This window comes from Variovorax sp. 770b2 (assembly GCF_900115685.1).
Taxonomy (GTDB): Bacteria; Pseudomonadota; Gammaproteobacteria; order Burkholderiales; family Burkholderiaceae_C; genus Variovorax.
This window is the reverse complement of sequence record NZ_FOXJ01000003.1, coordinates 434,370-451,804: the sequence shown is the minus strand read 5'-3', so window position 1 is coordinate 451,804 and position 17,435 is coordinate 434,370. Positions and strand designations below refer to the sequence as shown.

The window sequence follows — 17,435 nt, the reverse complement described above, 5'->3', positions numbered from 1 at the left end:
TCCAGGAGATACCCATGCGCCCGTTCCGCCTCTTGTCCCTCGTTGTCGCCCTGGCCCTGCCGCTGGCCGCCGCCGCGCAGCAGATCACCGTGTCCGCGGCCGCGAGCCTGACCGATGCGTTCAAGGAAATCGGCCCCAGGTTCGAGGCCGCCAAGCCCGGCGCCACGGTGCGCTTCAACTTCGCCGCCTCGGGCGTGCTGCTGCAGCAGATCGGGCAGGGCGCGCCGGTCGACGTGTTCGCCAGTGCCGACCAGGAAACCATGAACCGCGGCGTCGAGCAGAAGCTCATCGACACCGCCACCCGCAAGGACTTCGTGACCAACAGCCTCGTGCTGATCGAGCCCGCGAAAGACGGCGTGGGCGTCAAGTCGCTGCAGGACCTGACGGGTGCCAGCGTCAAGAAGATCGCCGTCGGCAAGACCGCCACCGTGCCGGTCGGCCGCTACACCAAGCAGGTGCTGGACGGCGCCAACCTCTGGACCGTGCTCGAACCCAAGTTCGTGCAGGCCGACAGCGTGCGCCAGGTGCTCGACTACGTGAGCCGCGGCGAGGTCGAGGCCGGCTTCGTCTACCGCACCGATGCGGCGGTGGCGGGCGACAAGGTCAAGATCGTGCTCTCGCCCTCGGGCAGCAGCCCCGTGACCTACCCGATCGCGGTGGTCGCCGAGAGCAAGCAGAAGGCAGTGGCCGCCGACTTCCTCAGCTTCCTCTCGACCGCCGCCGCGCAGGAAGTGCTGACCCGCTACGGATTCGGCAAGCCATGATCGACGTCGATCTGAAGCTCACGGTCAAGGACGGGGCGCGACGCTTCGACCTGGCCGCGCGCTTTCAGACCGACGTTCCCTTCGCTGCGCTCTATGGCCCCTCGGGCGCGGGCAAGTCGCTCACGCTGCAGGCCATCGCGGGTCTGCTGCAGCCCTCCGCGGGCCATGTGCGGCTGGACGGCCGCACGCTCTACGACGCGGCGCAGCGCATCGACGTGCCCGCGCCCGAGCGGCGCATCGGCTACCTGTTCCAGAACTACGCGCTGTTCCCGCACCTCACGGTGCGCGAGAACGTGTCCTTCGGCCTCACCTCGTGGCGCCGCCGCCGGCTGCCGCCGAAGGAGGCAGAGACGGTGCAGGCCCTGCTCGAGGGCTTCGGCCTCGCGGGTCTGGCCGACAGCCGGCCGCAGAAACTCTCCGGCGGCCAGCAGCAGCGCGTGGCGCTCGCGCGCGCGCTGGCCTGCCAGCCGCAGGTGCTGCTGCTGGACGAGCCCTTCGCCGCCCTCAACCCCATGCTGCGCAGCGAGTTGCGCAACGAGCTTGCGCAGGTGCGCCGCCAGTGGGGCATTCCGGTGCTGATGATCACGCACGACATCGAGGACGTGCTCGCGCTCGCCGATGTCGCCTTCGTCTACAAGGACGGCCAGGTGGTGCGCGAGATCGACCTGCACACCGCCGAGAGCCGCGACGTCGCGCTGCGCGAAGTCGCCGGCGTGCCGGTCGTCCAGGAGACGCCGCTGCGCAGCAAGTTGCGCGGCCTCCTGATGCAGGACGTGCAGCCCTGACTGGCACCTCCGGTGCCAGGGCTCGCCCCCGGGCCGATTCGGCGTTAACGTTGACCTAACGCTTCTGAGCTACCTTCCGCCTCGCACCAACAAAAGGGGGCCGGTGTGCGCACGCTGCTTGTCGAAGACGACGAAATGATCGGGAAGAGCCTTGTCCGTGGCCTGGAGCGGTCGGGCTGGGCCGTGGACTGGGTGCGCGACGGCCTGCTCGCGCAGAGTGCGATGGCCGACGGCGACTACAGCTGCGTGCTGCTCGACCTGGGCCTGCCCAAGGCGGACGGCCTGGAGGTGCTGCGCCGCGCGCGCAGCCTGAAGGACGACACGCCCATCCTCATCCTCACCGCGCGCGACGGCCTCGGCCAGCGGGTCGAGGGGCTGGACCTGGGCGCCGACGACTACCTGCTCAAGCCCTTCGAGCTGCCCGAGCTCTTGGCGCGGATGCGCGCGGTGGTGCGGCGGCGGCATGGCGCGTCGAACTCCATCATCGGCAGCGGCAACGTGCAGCTGGACCTCACCACGCGCGAGATCCTGCACAACGGCACGCGCGAGGTGCTCACGGCGCGCGAGTTCGCGCTGATGCACGCCATGCTGGAGCGCCCCGGCGCCATCTTCTCGCGCGAGCAACTGGAGAGCCGCATCTACGGCTGGGGCGAAGAGGTGATGAGCAACGCGGTCGACGTGATCATCCACAACATGCGCCGCAAGCTCGGTGCCGACACCATCCGCAACGTGCGCGGGCTGGGGTGGCGCGTGGTGGATTCATGAGCGCCGCGCCGGGCCGCCCCGGGCAAGCTCGCACCGCAGTGCGAGGCACGGAGGCTGTGCAATGAGCGTCCAGTCGCGCCGGTGGTATTCGCCGGGGTCCCTGCGCAACAAGCTGCTGCTCTGGCTGGTGCTGGTGCACGTGCTCGCGGCCATCGGCGTGGCGTGGTTCACCTACACGAGCTACGACCGCCTCATCGTCACCTTCAAGGACGACCAGATGCAGACGCTGGCCGACTCCTACGCCAGCAACGAGAACGTGCCGGTGCTCAAGCCGGGCGACAGGCAGGGCATCTACCACCGGGGCGCCTTCATCGTGCAGATCTGGAGCGCGCGGGGCGAGCTGCTGGCCACCTCCTGGCCGTCGCTGGCCGTGGGGCGCCAGCCGGGGGCGGGGCTGCACGTGGTGAGGCTCGGCCCCGGGGACAACGAGACATGGCGCGTCTATTCCACCGGCGCGGTGCCCGACGGCGGGCGCTTCAGCGTGCAGGTGATCCAGAACGGCGGCTTCGTGCGCGCGCTGGTGGAGCGGCGCGCGCTGCAGTCTGCAGCGCCCATCGCCTTGCTGCTGCCGCTGTCGCTGGCCGTGCTGTGGCTGGTGGTCTGGACCTCGTCGCGCAAGCTGCGCAGCGTGGCGCTGGACGTAGCGGCGAAGGACGAGCGCAGCCTGTCGGCGCTGTCGGTGTCCCACGTGCCCGACGAGATCGCGCCGCTGGTGGAAGCCTTCAACAGCCTGCTCGTGCGCCTGCGCCAGGCCTTCGCCGCGCAGCGGCGCTTCGTGCAGGACGCGGCGCATGAGCTGCGCACGCCCATCGCCGCGCTGGGCCTGCAACTGGACAACATGCGCGCCGAGGTGCCCGGCGAACGCGCCGCGGAGCACTACGCGCAGCTCAAGGGCGGCGTGACGCGCGCCCAGCACCTCATCGAGCAACTGCTGCGCATGTCGCACCAGGAGAGCCATGCGCAGCGCGAAGCCTCGGTGCCGCTGGAGGTGGCGTCGGTGCTGCGCGACAGCATCGCGCAACTCATGGTGATTGCCGACCGGCGCCGCATCGACATCGGCTTCGACGGTGAGATCGACACGACGGTGACCGCGCCGCCCGCGGAACTGCACAGCATCTTCGGCAACCTGATCGACAACGCGCTGCGCCACTCGCCCGAAGGCGGCATCGTCGACGTGCGGCTGCACCAGGTGAACGGAGAGCCGGTGGTCGATGTCGTGGACAACGGCCCCGGCATTCCGCCCGAGGCCATGGAGCGTGCCTTCGACCGCTTCTACCGCGTGCCCGGCACCACGGCCGAAGGCAGCGGCCTGGGGCTGGCCATTGCGCAGATGGCGGCCGGGCGCAACGGCATGCGCATCGCGCTGGAAAACCGCACGGACGACAGCGGCGCGGTCTGCGGCCTGCTGGCGCGGGTGCATCTGCGCGCGGCTTAACGGCCAGTTAACTCTCGCATAAAGGACGCGTAAAGCAGCGTTTCTACAGTGAGCCCAGGCCGAGAGAGCGGCCGCCTTTCGAGGGTCTTCCTCGGTTTCCAACAGGAGCTCACATGCGAAACATCACCCACCTGCTGGCCGTGCTTGCCACCAGCCTTGCCGCCGTCGCGGCCCATGCCGAAGCCTACGAAGGCGTGCACCAGGGCGCAAACCTGCGCGAGCGCGACGCGGTGGCGGCCGAAGCCGTCTCCACGGCACATGCCCCCAACCAGAACGTGACGCGCGGCTCGCGCGGCGCCGACCCGTTCACCTCGACCGCATCTGCCCAGTCGGTCTACGAGGACGCCGTGCTCACCGCCCATGCACCCGACCAGAACGTGAGCAGCGGATCGCGCGTGAACAGCGTCGTCGTCTCCACGATGCCGGCGGCGAAGGCGCAAGCCTCCATCGCACCCGCCACGCGCTTCTGAGCCGGCGAACGCGATGGACGATGCCGACCCGAAAGACGGCTATACGCGCCGCGCCGTGCTGGTCACCAGCGCTGCCGGCGTGGTGGCGGCCACGCTGCCGCTCGGTGTCGATGCCGCGCCGGCCGCCGACACCGCGGCGCTTGCGAACGTGACGCTGCGCATCAACGGGCAGCCTCGGTCGCTGGCCATCGATCCGCGCGTCACGCTGCTCGACGCGCTGCGCGAGCACCTGCGCCTCACGGGTGCCAAGAAGGGTTGCGACCACGGCCAGTGCGGCGCCTGCACGGTGATGGTGAACGGCCGCCGCATCAACAGCTGCCTCACGCTGGCCGTGATGCACGACGGCGATGCGGTGACGACCATCGAGGGCCTGGGCGACCCGAAGAAGCTGCACCCGATGCAGGCCGCCTTCGTCAAGCACGACGGCTACCAGTGCGGCTACTGCACGCCGGGGCAGATTTGCTCGGCCGTCGGCATGCTGGACGAAATGCGCCGCGGCATGCCCAGCCATGTGACGCACGACATCGCCGTGCGCCCGCTGTTCAGCGATGAGGAACTGCGCGAGCGCATGAGCGGCAACATCTGCCGGTGCGCGGGGTATCCGAACATCATCGAGGCCATCCGAGAGGTCGCGGGAAAAGCGGCGGGAGAAACTGCATGAGAGCCTTCACCTACGAACGCGCGCAGAGCCCGGCCGACGCCGCCGCGGCCGTGCAGCGCCAGCCCGGTGCGAAGTTCATCGCGGGCGGTACCAACCTGCTGGACCTGATGAAGCTGGACATCGAGCATCCGGCGCACCTGGTCGACGTGAACCGCCTGGGGCTCGACCGCATCGAGGCCACGCCCGAGGGCGGCCTGAAGATCGGCGCGCTGGTGCGCAACAGCGACCTGGCGGCCGACATCCGCGTGCGGCAGGGCTATCCGCTGCTCGCGCGTGCCTTGCTCTCCGGCGCCAGCGCCCAGCTGCGCAACAAGGCGACCACCGCGGGCAACCTGCTGCAGCGCACGCGCTGCTTCTACTTCTACGACACCAGCAAACCCTGCAACAAGCGCACGCCCGGCAGCGGCTGCGCGGCGATGGAGGGCTTCAACCGCATCCACGCGATCCTCGGGGCGAGCGACCAGTGCATTGCGGTGCATTCGTCCGACATGGCGGTGGCGATGCGCGCCTTCGATGCGCGCGTGGAGACCGTCTCGGCCAGCGGCAGCAGCAGCAGCAGCAGCGTGCGGCAGATTCCCATCGCCGACTTCCATCGCCTGCCGGGCGCGACGCCGCACGTGGAGACCGCGCTCGCGCCGGACGAACTCGTCACGGCCGTGGTGCTGCCCGCGCCGCTCGGCGGGCGGCAGCTCTACCGCAAGGTGCGCGATCGGGCGTCGTACGCCTTCGCGCTCGTCTCGGTGGCTGCGGTGGTCGTGCGCGAAGGCCGCACCGTCACGCAGGCGCGCCTGGCCTTCGGCGGCCTTGCGGCCCGGCCCTGGCGCAACGAGGAGGCGGAGCGGCGCCTTGTGGGCACCGACGGCGGCGCGGACGCCCGCCGTGCCGTCGCCGACCTCCTGCTCGCTGAAGCGCGCGGCCACGGCCACAACGATTTCAAGATTCCCCTGCTGCGCCGCACGCTCGATGTGACGCTGGCGCAGGCGATGACCACCGCCTGAACCCAAGAAGGCATCACCATGCAATTCACCACAGCCGCCGGCCCCAGCCCGCTGGACCGCGAGCGCATCCTGGGCAAGCCGATCGACCGCATCGACGGCCCGCTCAAGGTCAGCGGACGCGCCCGCTACAGCTACGAGTACCACGAGGAAGTGCCCAACGCGGCCTACGGCTGGATCGTGCTGGCCGGCATCGCCAAGGGCCGCATCGTCCGCATCGATACCGCCGAGGTGCGGCGCGCGCCGGGCGTGCTGCTGGTCTACACCTATGCCAACGTGCCGCGCATGGTGCCGCGTGGGCGCGCGAACCTGGTGTCGCAGCTCTCGGGGCCCGAGGTGCAGCACCATGGGCAGGCCGTGGCCTTCGTCGTGGCCGAGACGCTGGAGCAGGCGCGCGCCGCCTCGTTCCTGATCCGCATCGACTACGAGAGCACCGCGGGCCGCTTCGACCTGGCCGCCGCGCAGGCCACCGCGGTGAAGCCCGGCGACGACCCGAGCGCCGGCAGCGAGAGCGCCGCCGACACGGCCATCGGCGACTTCCAGGGCGCCTACGACGCGGCGCCCGTGCAGCTCGACCAGAACTACGCCACGCCCGACCAGCACCCCGCGATGATGGAGCCGCAGGCCACCATCGCGCGCTGGGACGGCGACCGGCTCACGCTCTACACCTCGCACCAGATGGCCAACTGGGCGGCGAGCGACGTGGCGGCGATGGTGGACGTGCCGGTCGAGCAGGTGCGCGTGGTCTCGGCCTTCGTCGGCGGCGGCTTCGGCTCCAAGCTGCGCACGCATGCGGATGCGGTGCTCTCGGCCTTCGCGGCGCGCGAACTCGCCCGGCCGGTGAAGACGGCGCTGGCCCGCGAGCAACTGCTCAACCACACGACGCGGCGCGCCGCGACGCTGCAGCGCGTGCGCCTGGGCGCCACGCCCGATGGCCGGCTCACCGCCATCGGCCACGAGACCTGGACCAGCAACCTGCCGGGCCGCAGCTACTACGAGGGTGCATCGCGCCAGACGCGGCTGCTCTACGCCGCGCCCAACCGCATGACCGCGCACCGCCTCGCGCCGCTCGACCTGCCCGAAGCCGCCGCGATGCGCGCGCCGGCCACCGCGAGCGGCCAGCTGGCCTTCGAGGTCGCGCTCGACGAGCTCGCCGAGAAGCTGCGCATGGACCCGGTGCAACTGCGCATCCTCAACGACAGCCCGTGCGACCCCGAGCGCGGGCCGTCGCGGCCTTACTCCGGCCGCAAGCTCATCGAGTGCCTGCGCGAAGGCGCGAGCCGCTTCGGCTGGGCGCGCCGCAGTGCCACGCCGGGCCGGGTGCGCGAGGGCCGCTGGCTGGTCGGCATGGGCGTGGCGAGCGCCATCCACCACCATTCTGTGCGCCCGTCGAGCGCGCGCCTGCGGCTCGATGCAGAAGGGCGCCTGACCATCGAGACCTCGATGACCGACATCGGCACCGGCACCTACACCGTGCTCGCGCAGATTGCCGCGGAGATGACCGGCATCCCGATGGACCGCATCGGCGTGCGGCTCGGCGACACGGCCTTTCCGGCCGGCGCGGGCTCGATCACCTCCATCGGCGCATCGAGCGCGGGCGCTTCGGTCTTCCATGGTTGCGAGGATCTGTGCGCCACGCTCGTGCGGCGCGCGGGGTTCGACGTGAAGACCGCGCGTTTCGAGCGGGGCCGCATCGCCTCCGGCCGGCAATCGCGCGCACTGGGCGAGCTGGCCGGCGCCGAAGGCCTGAGCGTGCTCGGCACCGTGGAGCCCGGCGACCTGCACCGCCGCTACGCGCAGGCCGCGTTCGGCGCCCACTTCTGCGAAGTGGGCGTGGACATCGACACCGGCGAGACCCGCGTGCGCCGCATGCTCGGCGTGTTCGCGGCCGGGCGCATCCTCAACATGAAGATGGCGCGCAGCCAGGCCATCGGCGGCATGGTGTTCGGCGTGGGGGCGGCGCTGACCGAGGAGGCCGTGGTCGACGTGCACCACGGCTATTTCGTCAACCACGACATGGCCGAATACTTGGTGCCGGTGCATGCCGACATCCCGGCCATCGACGCGGTCTACCTGCAGGATGCGGACGACCTCGCGAGCCCGATCAAGTCCAAGGGCATCGGCGAGCTGGGCACCTGCGGCTCGGGCGCGGCGGTGGCCAACGCCATCTACAACGCGACCGGGGTGCGGGTGCGCAGCTACCCGATCACCCTCGACAAGCTGCTGCCGGGGCTGCCGTCATTTCCTTTTTGAATCGGCGCATGTCCCGATTCAATTTGACGCTCCTCATGCCCGCGGCGAACACTAGCCGGCATGAGCAGTGAGCAGAAGATCGAGTTTTACAAGGGCCCCGCAGGCGGCTGGGGTGCACTTCGCAGCGTGACGAACGCGCTGCTGCGGCAGGACATTCCCCTCAAGGGCGCCAAGACGCTGCTCTCGGCCAACCAGCCCGACGGCTTCGACTGCCCCGGCTGCGCCTGGCCCGACCGCAACCACGCCTCGACCTTCGAGTTCTGCGAGAACGGCGTGAAGGCCGTGGCGGCCGAAGCCACCGCGCGCCGCGCCGGCCCCGAGCTCTTCGCCAAGCACACCGTGGCGCAACTGGCCGAGCAGAGCGATTTCTGGCTCGAAGACCAGGGCCGCCTCACGCACCCGATGGCCTACGACGCGGCCAGCGACAAATACATTCCCATCGGCTGGGACGACGCCTTCGCGCTGATCGCGCGCCACCTGAACGCGCTGCCCGACCCGAACCAGGCCATCTTCTACACCTCGGGCCGCGCGAGCAACGAGGCTGCGTTCCTGTATCAGCTCTTCGTGCGCGAGTACGGCACCAACAATTTCCCCGACTGCTCGAACATGTGCCACGAGCCCAGCGGCAGCGGCATGCGCCCGCAGATCGGCGTGGGCAAGGGCACGGTCACGCTGGAGGATTTCGAGAAGGCCGACGCCATCTTCATCTTCGGCCAGAACCCCGGCACCAACCATCCGCGCATGCTCGGCGAACTGCGCGCGGCTTCGAAGCGCGGCGCGCGCATCGTGAGCTTCAACCCGCTGCGCGAGCGCGGGCTGGAGCGCTTTGCCGACCCGCAGGACAAGCTGGAGATGGCGACCATGGGCTCCACGCCCATCAGCACGCACTACTTCCAGCTGCGCGTGGGCGGCGACTTCGCCGCCGTGAAGGGGATGATGAAACATGTCATCGAGCGCGAAGACGCGCTCGTCGCACGCGGCGAAGCCTCGGTGCTCGACCACGCTTTCATCGCCACGCATACCACCGGCTTCGAATCGCTCGCGGACGATCTGCGCGCCGAATCGTGGGACGTGCTGGTGCAGGAATCGGGCCTCACGCAAGAGCAGTTGCGCGCCGCGGCCGAGGTGTACCTCGGCGCGAAGAAGGTCATCGCCTGCTGGGGCATGGGCATCACGCAGCACCAGCACTCGGTGGCGACCATCCAGATGATCGTCAACTGGCTCATGCTGTGCGGCCACATGGGCCGCGAGGGCGCGGGCGCCTGCCCGGTGCGCGGCCACAGCAACGTGCAGGGCGACCGCACCATGGGCATCTGGGAGAAGCCGCCGGTGGCGCTGCTCGACCGGCTGCAGCAGGTGTTCGGCTTCGAGCCGCCGCGCGAGAACGGCCTGGACACGGTCGAGGCGATCCAGGCGATGCTCGACGGCAAGGGCCGCGTGTTCTTCGCGCTCGGCGGCAACTTCGCGGCCGCCACGCCCGACACCTACCAGACCTGGAAGGGCCTGCAGCAGTGCGACCTCACGGTGCACGTGACCACCAAGCTGAACCGCAGCCACATCGTGCACGGGCGCGAGGCGCTGATCCTGCCGTGCCTGGGCCGCACCGAGATCGACATGCAGGCCAACGGCCCGCAGGGCGTGACGGTGGAAGACTCGATGAGCATGGTGCACATCTCGATGGGCATCAACCCGCCCGCGTCCGAGCAGCTGCTCTCGGAGCCGGCCATCGTGGCGCGGCTCGCGGCCGCCACCATCGGCGCGCGCAGCAAGACGCCGTGGCTCTGGCTCGTCGAAGACTACGCACGCATCCGCGACAAGATCGAAGCGGTGTTCGACGACTTCAAGGACTTCAACACCCGCGTCGCCAAGCCCGGCGGCTTTCGCCTTCGCAACACCGCGAGCGAGCGCGTGTGGGCCACCGCCTCGAAGAAGGCCGTGTTCTTCACGCACGCCGTGCCGCGCGACACGCCCTCGCACCGGGCGCGCCTGCGCATCCGCGACACGCTGGTGTTCACACTCTTCACCACGCGTTCGCACGACCAGTACAACACCACCATCTACGGCATGGACGACCGCTACCGGGGCGTCTTCGGCCAGCGCCGCGTGGTCTTCATCCACGCCGAGGACATCCGCGCGCTCGGCATGAAGGATGGCGACTGGGTCGACCTGCAGACCGTGTGGAACGACGGACAGGAGCGCCGCGCCGACCGCTTCAAGCTCGTGGCCTACGACATTCCGCGCGGCAACATCGCGGCCTACTACCCCGAGACCAATCCGCTGGTGCCGCTGTCGGCCGTGGCCGAGAACGCGGGCACGCCGACCTCCAAGTCCATTCCCGTGGTGCTGGTGCCGCACGAGCTGCCGATCCAGAAGCTGTCGGAGGACGCGGCGGACGGGATGGTGGCAACTGCATGAGGCGCCGGGCCGTTCCCAGGGCGAATAACGCAGCGCGGAGCGCAGAGGTTGTCGAATGAGCGCACTGCTCGAAGACAGCCTCTCGGTCGCCATCCTGCGCATGCTCGCGCAGGAGCCGGTGGGCAGCGGCGTCTCGCTGCCGCGCCTGGGCAAGCGGCTGGGCCAGGGTGCGAGCGTGCTGATGCGCCGGCTCACGCTGATGGGCGATGCGGCCATCGGCGGCGTGCGCGGCCCCGGCTGGGTGCGCGTGGAGCAGCACGACGACCGCTGGGTCGCGCACCTGGAAGCCCCCGGGCGCGCGCAGGTTCAAACACTGCCCCCGGCTGACGAAAACGCCGGCTGAGCGGACAATGGCCGGCCTACCCGGAGCCACCCTGTCCATGCCACAGCCAGACCTCGCCGATTCCGAAGACACCCTGCCATCGCTCTCCCGGCACGCCGTGCGCGTGTTCGGCGAACGCGGCGTGGCCCCTGAAGGCGCGGTGCGCGACGACACGCTGGCCGCCGAGGTGCCGGTCGCGCTGGTCTTCAACGGCGTCTCGCACGCGGTGATGATGGCCACGCCGCTCGACCTGGAAGACTTCGCGCTCGGCTTCGCGCTGAGCGAAGGCATCCTGGACAGCGCGGCCGACTGCCGCGGCATCGAAGTCCAGACCATCGATGCCGTCTCGGCGGGCCTCCCCGAGGGCATGCCCGGCATCGAAGTGCAGCTGGACATTGCCACCCGCAGCTTCGAGCGCCTGAAAGGCCGCCGCCGCAGCCTCGCGGGTCGCACGGGATGCGGCGTCTGCGGCGTCGAGAGTTTCGCGGGCCTGGACATCACGCCGCAGCCCGTGCCGCCACGCGACTGGATCGAACGCATCGATCTGGAAACCGTGCTGCGCGCCTTCGCGGCACTGCCCGCGCGCCAGGTCCTGAATGCCGAAGCCGGCGCGATCCACGCCGCGGGCTGGGCCACGGTGCAGGGCGAACTCACCGACGTGATGGAAGACGTGGGGCGCCACAACGCGCTCGACAAGCTCTTGGGCCGGCTCGCGCGGGCGGGGCGCCTCGAGGAGCCGGGCTTCGTGCTGATGTCCAGCCGCGGCAGCCACGAACTCGTGCGCAAGTGCGGGCGCCTGGGCATCGCGGCGATGGCGACCATCTCGGCGCCCACCGCGATGGGCGTGCGCATGGCCGAGCTCAGCGGCCTGCGCTTCTGGGGGCTGTGCCGCGCGCCGCGCGGCGTGCTCTATGCGGACGGGCTGCCGCCGCCTTCGAATGCGCGCACTGCATCGGCCACTGCCTCTATCCCCTGATCGCTCAGGTCGGTCGTCGCCACGCTGCGGCGGCGCTCCCAGGCCTTGAAGTGCAGCTCCTGCGACTTCTGGTAATGCGGGTCGTAGTGCAGCGCCATCAGTTCGGCAAAGAGCTTGGGCAGGTCGGCCTCGTGCGCCCATTGCTGCCAGCGCGCCACCGTTTCCTTGCCCTGCAATTCCTTGAGCACGCCGAGCTTGTCGGCGAGCGCGTCGCGGTCGTCGCCGAGGTAGGCGTAGTCGCGCAGCAGGTAGGCCAGTCGCGCTTCGGGCGTGGCCGCGACCTCGATGCAAGGCGCGCCGCGCATCTGCGCCACCAGCGACAGCGGCAGCGAGAGCCGGCCGATGCGGATGCTCTCGCCTTCCACGTACAGCGGGCGCTTCAGGTCGATGGTTTCGAGCACGGTCGCGATGCGCGTCTCGAAATGCTTTTGCGAAGGCTGCGGCACGCCGGGCAGCGAACCGAGCAAAGAGCCCTTGTGGCTCGCGAAATCTTCCAGGTCGAGGGTCTGCTCGCCGCGCTCGGCCAGCGCATGCAGCACGCGCGTCTTGGCGCTGCCCGTGGCGCCGCAGATCACGCGCAGGTCCAGCTGCGGGGTCAGCGAATCGATCTGCGAGATGACGTGGCGGCGAAAGCTCTTGTAGCCGCCGGCGAGCTGCTGCGCGTCCCAGCCGACCAGCCTCAGCCACGTCACCATCGAGCCGCTGCGCATGCCGCCGCGCCAGCAATAGACCAGCGGTTTCCACTTCTCGGGCCGGTCGGCCAGCGTCTCGCGCAGGTGCCTGGCGATGTTGGCCGCGACCATCGCGCCGCCGATGCGCCGCGCCTCGAAGGCACCGGTCTGCACGTAGAAGGTGCCGACGACGCGGCGCTCCTCGTCGTCGAGCACCGGGCAGTTGATGGCACCGGGAATGTGGTCGAGCGCGAACTCGGCCGGCGAGCGGGCGTCGATGATCGTGTCGAAGGGGTGGTGGTCGCCGACCCGCACGGGCTGGCGATGACTCATGGCAGGAACCTCATGCCCCGATTGTCGCCGGAGGCCTCAGGCGTAGGCCGGACCCAATCCGCGGCGCAAGCGAGCGCTCGCAAAGTCCACCAGCGTCACCAGCACGAACATCGCGATCAGCACCGTCATCGCCTGCTGCTGCTGGAAGATCGACAGGTGGAAGTACAGCAGCTGCCCCAGCCCGCCGCCGCCCACGAAGCCGAGCACCGCGGCCATGCGGATGTTCATCTCCCAGCGGTAGAGCGTGTAGGCCACCCACTGCGGCAGCACGATCGGAAGGCTCGCATAGCTGAACGCGGTGACCGGGCCGGCGCCCGAGAGCGTGAGCGCGTGTTCGGGTTCGCGCGGCGCGTTTTCCAGCGCCTCGGCGAACAGGCGCCCCAGCACGCCGGTGGTGTGCAGCGAGAGGGCCAGCGCGCCCGCGAACGGCCCGATGCCGGCGGCCAGCACCATCAGCGCGGCCCAGACCAACTCGGGCACGCTGCGCAGGAAATTGAGGATGAAGCGCGCGACATGCCGCGGCACCCATCCGGCGCGGCCCGAGGCGGGCAGCGCGAGCACCGCGCCCGCGATGGCCGCCAGCACCGTTCCGAGCGCCGACACCGCTAGCGTCTGCAGCGCACCGCTGCCGACCTTCGCGAGAAAGTCCGGCGACACATCGGGCGGGAAAAACTCTGCGATGAACTTGCCCATGAGCCGCAGCGATTCGGCCGAGCCCAGCGCGCGGTAGTCGATGCCGAGGTAGACGAAGCTCGCGACGACCGCCACCGCGATCAGCCCCACGGCGAACCAGCAGCGCAGGCACGGCGGCGGACGCGGCGGGAGGTTGTTCATGCGAGCAGTCTCCGCAGCGCATTGCTCATCACATCGGCCAGCAGCACGAGCGCGAGGAACACGAGCAGGATGCTGCTCGCCTCGCCGCCGTTGAGCATCTTCATCGACTGGTCCATCAACTGGCCGAGGCCGCCGGCGCCGACGAAGCCCATCACCACCGAGGCGCGCACTGCGCATTCCCAGCGGTAGACGGTGTACGAGGCCAGCTCCTGCGCGGTGTGCGGCAGGAGGCCGTAGCACAGCGCCGCGAGCCGGCCGCTGCCGCTTTCGAGCAGCGCGCGTGCGGGCCGCGTGTCGGTCGATTCGAGGATCTCGGCGTAGACCTTGCCGAGCATGCCGCCGTAGGTGATGGCCAGCGCCAGCACACCGGCCGCGGGGCCGAGGCCGAGCGCGCGCACGAAGAGCAGCGCCCAGACGATTTCGGGAATGGCGCGCAGCACCATCAGCAGCCAGCGCGCGGCCTGCCGCACGATGCCGGCCTGCGCGCGCCCCGGCCCCGGGCCGATGCGCGAGATGGAGAGGGCGCGCGTCGTGACGAACGCGAGCGGCGCGCCGATCAGGAGTGCGAGCGCGGTGCCGGCCGTGGCCATGGCCAGCGTCTCCAGCGTGGCCTTGGCGAGCAATGCGAGGAAATCGGGCGAACCTGCAGGCGGAAAGAAGCCCGCGAGAAAACCGCCGATCACCGCGAGATTGCCGCTGCCGAACAGCGCCCACGGCTTGAACTCCGAGAGTGCCAGCATCGGCCAGGCGATGACGAGCGCGGCGAGCCAGCCGGCCAGCCGCCGCATCGCCTGCGGATCGCGGTGGACGATGGCGGCGGTCATGGACAGTCCGGGCGCTGGAAAGCCGCTTCAGCGGCGACGGGCCGAGGCGCCCGCTGCACCGCCACGCCGCCTTCGCTCGCATAGAGCGCCTCGAGCATCGCGGGCGTGACTTCGGTGGTCGGCAGGTCGAACATCACCTGCCCGCTCCGCATGCCGACGACACGCGGGAACCAGCGCAGCGCGAGGTCCACCGCATGCAGCGAGGCGACCAGCGTGGCGCCTGTCGCTTCGCTCTGCGCGACGAACTGGCCGATGGCCGCATCGGCCAGCGTCGGGTCGAGCGCGGAGACGGGTTCGTCGGCCAGCAGCAGGGCCGGCCGCTGGTACAGCACGCGCGCGATGCCCACGCGCTGCAACTGCCCGCCCGAGAGGCGGTCGCAGCGCTCGAAGAGGCGGTCTTCGAGCGAGAGGCGCGACAACACCTCGTGTGCGCCTGCAATGTCCGAAGGGTGGAAAAGCGATCCGAGCGCGCGCAACATCGACCACTCGCCGAGCCGGCCCGAAAGCACCGCGGTCACCACGCGCAGGCGCGGCGCAATCGGCGGCGCCTGGTGCACGGTGCCGATGCGTGCGCGCAGTTTCTTCAGTGCGCCGGCCGGCAACTGCCAGGGCTTCGCGCCCAGCGCCTGCACTTCGCCTTCACCGGGCCGCAATGCCGCGCCGAGCACGCGCAGCAGCGTCGTCTTGCCCGCGCCCGAAGGGCCGATGACGGCGATGCGCTCGCCATCGCGCGCGGCCAGCGTCACCCCGGCCAGCGCGCGCTGGCCGTTGGGATGCACCACGCCCACGCCGTCGAGCGAAAAACTCATCCGCGCGTCCCGCTCACTTGATGAGGCCAGCCGATTTCCCCGCCGTCTCGATCCCGTCGTAGTTCGACGACTTCGTCGGGATGAACTTGCTCGCGCGCTGCAGCGCCATGATTTCTTTTTGCACCGGGTTCGACGCGTCCAGCTTCAGGAACGCATCGGTCAGCTTCTTCTGCAGTGCGGGGTCCATGCCCGGGCGCACCGTCCAGTTGTAGTCGTAGTAGGTCGGCGTGGTCGCGAGCACGCGCACCTTGGCGGCGTTGGGGTTCTTCGACTCGACCAGCTTGTCCCACACCGACGCGTTGAGCACGCCCGCTTCGGCACGCGATGCGGCCACGAAGGCCACGGTGGCGTCGTGCGCGCCCGAGAACGCGACCGTCTTGAAGTCCTTCTCGGGGTTGATGCCGGCCTGCAGCAGGAAGTAGCGCGGCATCAGGCTGCCCGAGGTGGACGAGGGTGCGCCGAACGCGAAGGTCTTGCCCTTCAGGTCGGCCAGCGTCTTGGCGGGGCTGTCGATGGGCACGATGAACTTGCTGGTGAACACTTCGTCTTCCGCGCGCTGCACGATCGGCACCGCGCCGCCGTTGGTGCGGATGCGTGCCTGCACGAAGGTGAAGCCGCCCAGCCAGGCCATGTCGATCTTGTTGGTGGCCAGGCCCTCGACCACGGCGGCGTAGTCGGTCACGGGCGTGAACTGCACGTCCATGCCGGTTTCCTTCTTCAGGTAGTCGCCCAGCGGCGTGAACTTGCGCTGCAGCTCGGTGGGCGCCTCGTCGGGAATGGCCGAGACGCGCAGCACGCCCTGGGCGAGCGCGCCGAAGCTGGCGAAAGAAAAAGTCAGCGCAAGCGCCAATCGGGAGAGTTTGTTCATGGGGATGCCAGTGATGATGAAAAAAGGGGGTGTATTCAAGGGCGTGGGCGCAACGCGGGCAGGGCTTCGATAATCGCGGCTTGTCTCATTCGACCGAACCGCTGCCATGACCGCTGCCATGACCGATGCCGCACCCTCCAAGCTCCTGAATCCGCTGGCGCCGCTGCGGCTCACCAGCTTCTCGCATGGCGGCGGCTGCGGCTGCAAGATCGCGCCCGGCGTGCTGTCGCAGATCCTGAAGAACCACGCGGGGGGAATGATCCCGCCCGAGCTCATGGTGGGCATCGAGACCGCCGACGACGCGGCAGTCTACAGGCTCAACGACGAGCAGGCGCTGATCGCCACCACCGACTTCTTCATGCCCATCGTGGACGACCCCTACGAGTTCGGGCGCATCGCGGCCACCAACGCCATCAGCGACGTGTACGCGATGGGCGGCCGGCCAATCATGGCGCTGGCGCTCGTGGCCATGCCGATCAACCAGCTGCCGGTGGAAGTGATCGCCGAGATCGTGCGCGGCGGGCAGGACGTGTGCCGCGCGGCGGGCATCCCGATCGCGGGCGGCCACACCATCGATTCGGTCGAACCCATCTACGGCCTCGTCGCGATGGGGCTGGTGCACCCGGACCGCGTGCGCCGCAACGCCGATGCGAAAGCCGGCGACGTGCTGGTGCTGGGCAAGCCGCTGGGCGTGGGCGTGCTGTCGGCGGCGCTCAAGAAGGAGCAGTTGTCCGAGGCCGGCTACCGCCAGCTGATCGAGAACACGACGAAGCTCAACACGCCCGGCATCGCGCTCGCGGCACTCGATGGCGTGCATGCGCTGACCGACGTGACGGGCTTCGGCCTCGCCGGCCACACGCTCGAACTGGCGCGGGGCGCGAAGCTCACCGCCGTCGTCGAATGGTCGAAGGTGCCGCTGCTCGACAACGTCGAGGCGATGGTTGCGGAGGGCTTTGTCACCGGCGCATCCGGCCGCAACTGGGCGGGCTATGGCGCCGACGTGGAACTGGCCGCGGGCCTGCCGCCCACTGCGCAGAACCTGCTGAGCGATCCGCAGACATCGGGTGGCCTGCTCGTGAGCTGCGCGCCCGAAGCGGTCGATGCGGTGCTGGAGATCTTCCGCAAGGAAGGATTTGCAGAGGCGGCTGTGATCGGCCGTGTCGAAGCCGGAAAGCCCGCGCTGCGCGTCGTGTCCTGAACCTGGGTATTTCTCTCTCCCCCGCTGGGGGAGGGCCGGGGTGGGGGCATGCGGCGA

17 protein-coding genes are annotated in these 17,435 nt (G+C 69.9%); 12 read left to right on the top strand and 5 right to left on the bottom strand.

Annotated features, from left to right (window positions below; translation table 11 throughout):
- The first annotated feature begins 14 nt into the window (after window positions 1-14).
- The 11 genes from modA (at window position 15) to fdhD (ending at window position 11,841) form a co-directional block, all read left to right on the top strand.
- Window positions 15-764 carry a molybdate ABC transporter substrate-binding protein gene (modA, locus tag BM133_RS21380; RefSeq protein ID WP_093438051.1) on the top strand — a complete coding sequence of 250 codons (750 nt, stop codon included), beginning with the start codon at window positions 15-17 and terminating at the stop codon, window positions 762-764.
- A complete protein-coding gene (locus BM133_RS21375) occupies window positions 761-1,549 on the top strand; it encodes an ABC transporter ATP-binding protein (protein ID WP_093438048.1) in 789 nt (262 codons plus the stop codon). The genes modA and BM133_RS21375 overlap by 4 nt, the downstream gene beginning before the upstream one ends.
- Window positions 1,550-1,654: 105 nt before the next feature.
- Window positions 1,655-2,314 carry a response regulator gene (locus BM133_RS21370; RefSeq protein ID WP_093438045.1) on the top strand — a complete coding sequence of 220 codons (660 nt, stop codon included), beginning with the start codon at window positions 1,655-1,657 and terminating at the stop codon, window positions 2,312-2,314.
- 61 nt (window positions 2,315-2,375) lie between these two features.
- On the top strand, window positions 2,376-3,749 hold the full coding sequence (locus BM133_RS21365) for a sensor histidine kinase (protein ID WP_093438042.1): 1,374 nt from the start codon (window positions 2,376-2,378) through the stop codon (window positions 3,747-3,749).
- Window positions 3,750-3,862: 113 nt separating this feature from the next.
- Complete coding sequence (locus BM133_RS21360) at window positions 3,863-4,219, top strand: hypothetical protein (protein ID WP_093438040.1); 357 nt, start codon at window positions 3,863-3,865, stop codon at window positions 4,217-4,219.
- Window positions 4,220-4,232: 13 nt separating this feature from the next.
- Entirely contained in the window at window positions 4,233-4,880 is a 648-nt protein-coding gene (gene paoA / locus BM133_RS21355; RefSeq protein ID WP_093438037.1) for an aldehyde dehydrogenase iron-sulfur subunit PaoA, read from the top strand.
- Entirely contained in the window at window positions 4,877-5,878 is a 1,002-nt protein-coding gene (locus tag BM133_RS21350) for an FAD binding domain-containing protein (RefSeq protein WP_093438034.1), read from the top strand. The genes paoA and BM133_RS21350 overlap by 4 nt, the downstream gene beginning before the upstream one ends.
- An 18-nt stretch (window positions 5,879-5,896) precedes the next feature.
- Complete coding sequence (locus tag BM133_RS21345; RefSeq protein ID WP_093438032.1) at window positions 5,897-8,128, top strand: xanthine dehydrogenase family protein molybdopterin-binding subunit; 2,232 nt, start codon at window positions 5,897-5,899, stop codon at window positions 8,126-8,128.
- 60 nt (window positions 8,129-8,188) lie between these two features.
- On the top strand, window positions 8,189-10,543 hold the full coding sequence (locus BM133_RS21340) for an FdhF/YdeP family oxidoreductase (protein WP_093438029.1): 2,355 nt from the start codon (window positions 8,189-8,191) through the stop codon (window positions 10,541-10,543).
- Window positions 10,544-10,598: 55 nt separating this feature from the next.
- Window positions 10,599-10,886: a hypothetical protein gene (locus BM133_RS21335; RefSeq protein ID WP_093438027.1), complete on the top strand. Its 288-nt coding sequence runs from the start codon at window positions 10,599-10,601 to the stop codon at window positions 10,884-10,886.
- A gap of 37 nt (window positions 10,887-10,923) precedes the next feature.
- The gene (gene fdhD, locus BM133_RS21330) at window positions 10,924-11,841 is read left to right on the top strand and encodes a formate dehydrogenase accessory sulfurtransferase FdhD (RefSeq protein WP_093438024.1); all 918 of its coding nucleotides are present in this window, start codon (window positions 10,924-10,926) and stop codon (window positions 11,839-11,841) included.
- On the opposite strand, the gene mnmH is transcribed toward fdhD, so the two are convergent.
- Genes mnmH through BM133_RS21305 form a run of 5 tightly spaced genes read right to left on the bottom strand, consistent with a single transcriptional unit; the run spans window position 11,775 to window position 16,180 of the window.
- Window positions 11,775-12,845 (bottom strand): tRNA 2-selenouridine(34) synthase MnmH, encoded by a 1,071-nt coding sequence (mnmH, locus tag BM133_RS21325; RefSeq protein WP_093438022.1) that lies wholly within the window; start codon window positions 12,843-12,845, stop codon window positions 11,775-11,777. The genes fdhD and mnmH overlap by 67 nt on opposite strands.
- Before the next feature lie 36 nt (window positions 12,846-12,881).
- Window positions 12,882-13,679 carry a phosphonate ABC transporter, permease protein PhnE gene (gene phnE / locus BM133_RS21320; RefSeq protein WP_093438020.1) on the bottom strand — a complete coding sequence of 266 codons (798 nt, stop codon included), beginning with the start codon at window positions 13,677-13,679 and terminating at the stop codon, window positions 12,882-12,884.
- On the bottom strand, window positions 13,676-14,503 hold the full coding sequence (locus BM133_RS21315) for a PhnE/PtxC family ABC transporter permease (RefSeq protein ID WP_093438018.1): 828 nt from the start codon (window positions 14,501-14,503) through the stop codon (window positions 13,676-13,678). Before BM133_RS21315 ends, phnE begins: the two co-directional genes overlap by 4 nt.
- On the bottom strand, window positions 14,500-15,312 hold the full coding sequence (locus BM133_RS21310) for a phosphonate ABC transporter ATP-binding protein (RefSeq protein WP_093438015.1): 813 nt from the start codon (window positions 15,310-15,312) through the stop codon (window positions 14,500-14,502). Before BM133_RS21310 ends, BM133_RS21315 begins: the two co-directional genes overlap by 4 nt.
- A 13-nt stretch (window positions 15,313-15,325) precedes the next feature.
- Entirely contained in the window at window positions 15,326-16,180 is an 855-nt protein-coding gene (locus tag BM133_RS21305) for a putative selenate ABC transporter substrate-binding protein (RefSeq protein ID WP_093438013.1), read from the bottom strand.
- A gap of 106 nt (window positions 16,181-16,286) precedes the next feature.
- On the opposite strand from BM133_RS21305, the gene selD reads away from it, so the two are divergent.
- A complete protein-coding gene (selD, locus tag BM133_RS21300; RefSeq protein WP_093438010.1) occupies window positions 16,287-17,378 on the top strand; it encodes a selenide, water dikinase SelD in 1,092 nt (363 codons plus the stop codon).
- The last annotated feature ends 57 nt before the right edge of the window (window positions 17,379-17,435 follow it).

Coding starts and splice junctions, on each gene's coding strand:
- modA (WP_093438051.1), top strand. CDS start 15: ATGCGCCCGTTCCGCCTCTTGTCCCTCGTTGTCGCCCTGGCCCTGCCG.
- BM133_RS21375 (WP_093438048.1), top strand. CDS start 761: ATGATCGACGTCGATCTGAAGCTCACGGTCAAGGACGGGGCGCGACGC.
- BM133_RS21365 (WP_093438042.1), top strand. CDS start 2,376: ATGAGCGTCCAGTCGCGCCGGTGGTATTCGCCGGGGTCCCTGCGCAAC.
- BM133_RS21360 (WP_093438040.1), top strand. CDS start 3,863: ATGCGAAACATCACCCACCTGCTGGCCGTGCTTGCCACCAGCCTTGCC.
- paoA (WP_093438037.1), top strand. CDS start 4,233: ATGGACGATGCCGACCCGAAAGACGGCTATACGCGCCGCGCCGTGCTG.
- BM133_RS21350 (WP_093438034.1), top strand. CDS start 4,877: ATGAGAGCCTTCACCTACGAACGCGCGCAGAGCCCGGCCGACGCCGCC.
- BM133_RS21345 (WP_093438032.1), top strand. CDS start 5,897: ATGCAATTCACCACAGCCGCCGGCCCCAGCCCGCTGGACCGCGAGCGC.
- BM133_RS21340 (WP_093438029.1), top strand. CDS start 8,189: ATGAGCAGTGAGCAGAAGATCGAGTTTTACAAGGGCCCCGCAGGCGGC.
- BM133_RS21335 (WP_093438027.1), top strand. CDS start 10,599: ATGAGCGCACTGCTCGAAGACAGCCTCTCGGTCGCCATCCTGCGCATG.
- fdhD (WP_093438024.1), top strand. CDS start 10,924: ATGCCACAGCCAGACCTCGCCGATTCCGAAGACACCCTGCCATCGCTC.
- mnmH (WP_093438022.1), bottom strand. CDS start 12,845: ATGAGTCATCGCCAGCCCGTGCGGGTCGGCGACCACCACCCCTTCGAC.
- phnE (WP_093438020.1), bottom strand. CDS start 13,679: ATGAACAACCTCCCGCCGCGTCCGCCGCCGTGCCTGCGCTGCTGGTTC.
- BM133_RS21315 (WP_093438018.1), bottom strand. CDS start 14,503: ATGACCGCCGCCATCGTCCACCGCGATCCGCAGGCGATGCGGCGGCTG.
- BM133_RS21310 (WP_093438015.1), bottom strand. CDS start 15,312: ATGAGTTTTTCGCTCGACGGCGTGGGCGTGGTGCATCCCAACGGCCAG.
- BM133_RS21305 (WP_093438013.1), bottom strand. CDS start 16,180: ATGAACAAACTCTCCCGATTGGCGCTTGCGCTGACTTTTTCTTTCGCC.
- selD (WP_093438010.1), top strand. CDS start 16,287: ATGACCGCTGCCATGACCGATGCCGCACCCTCCAAGCTCCTGAATCCG.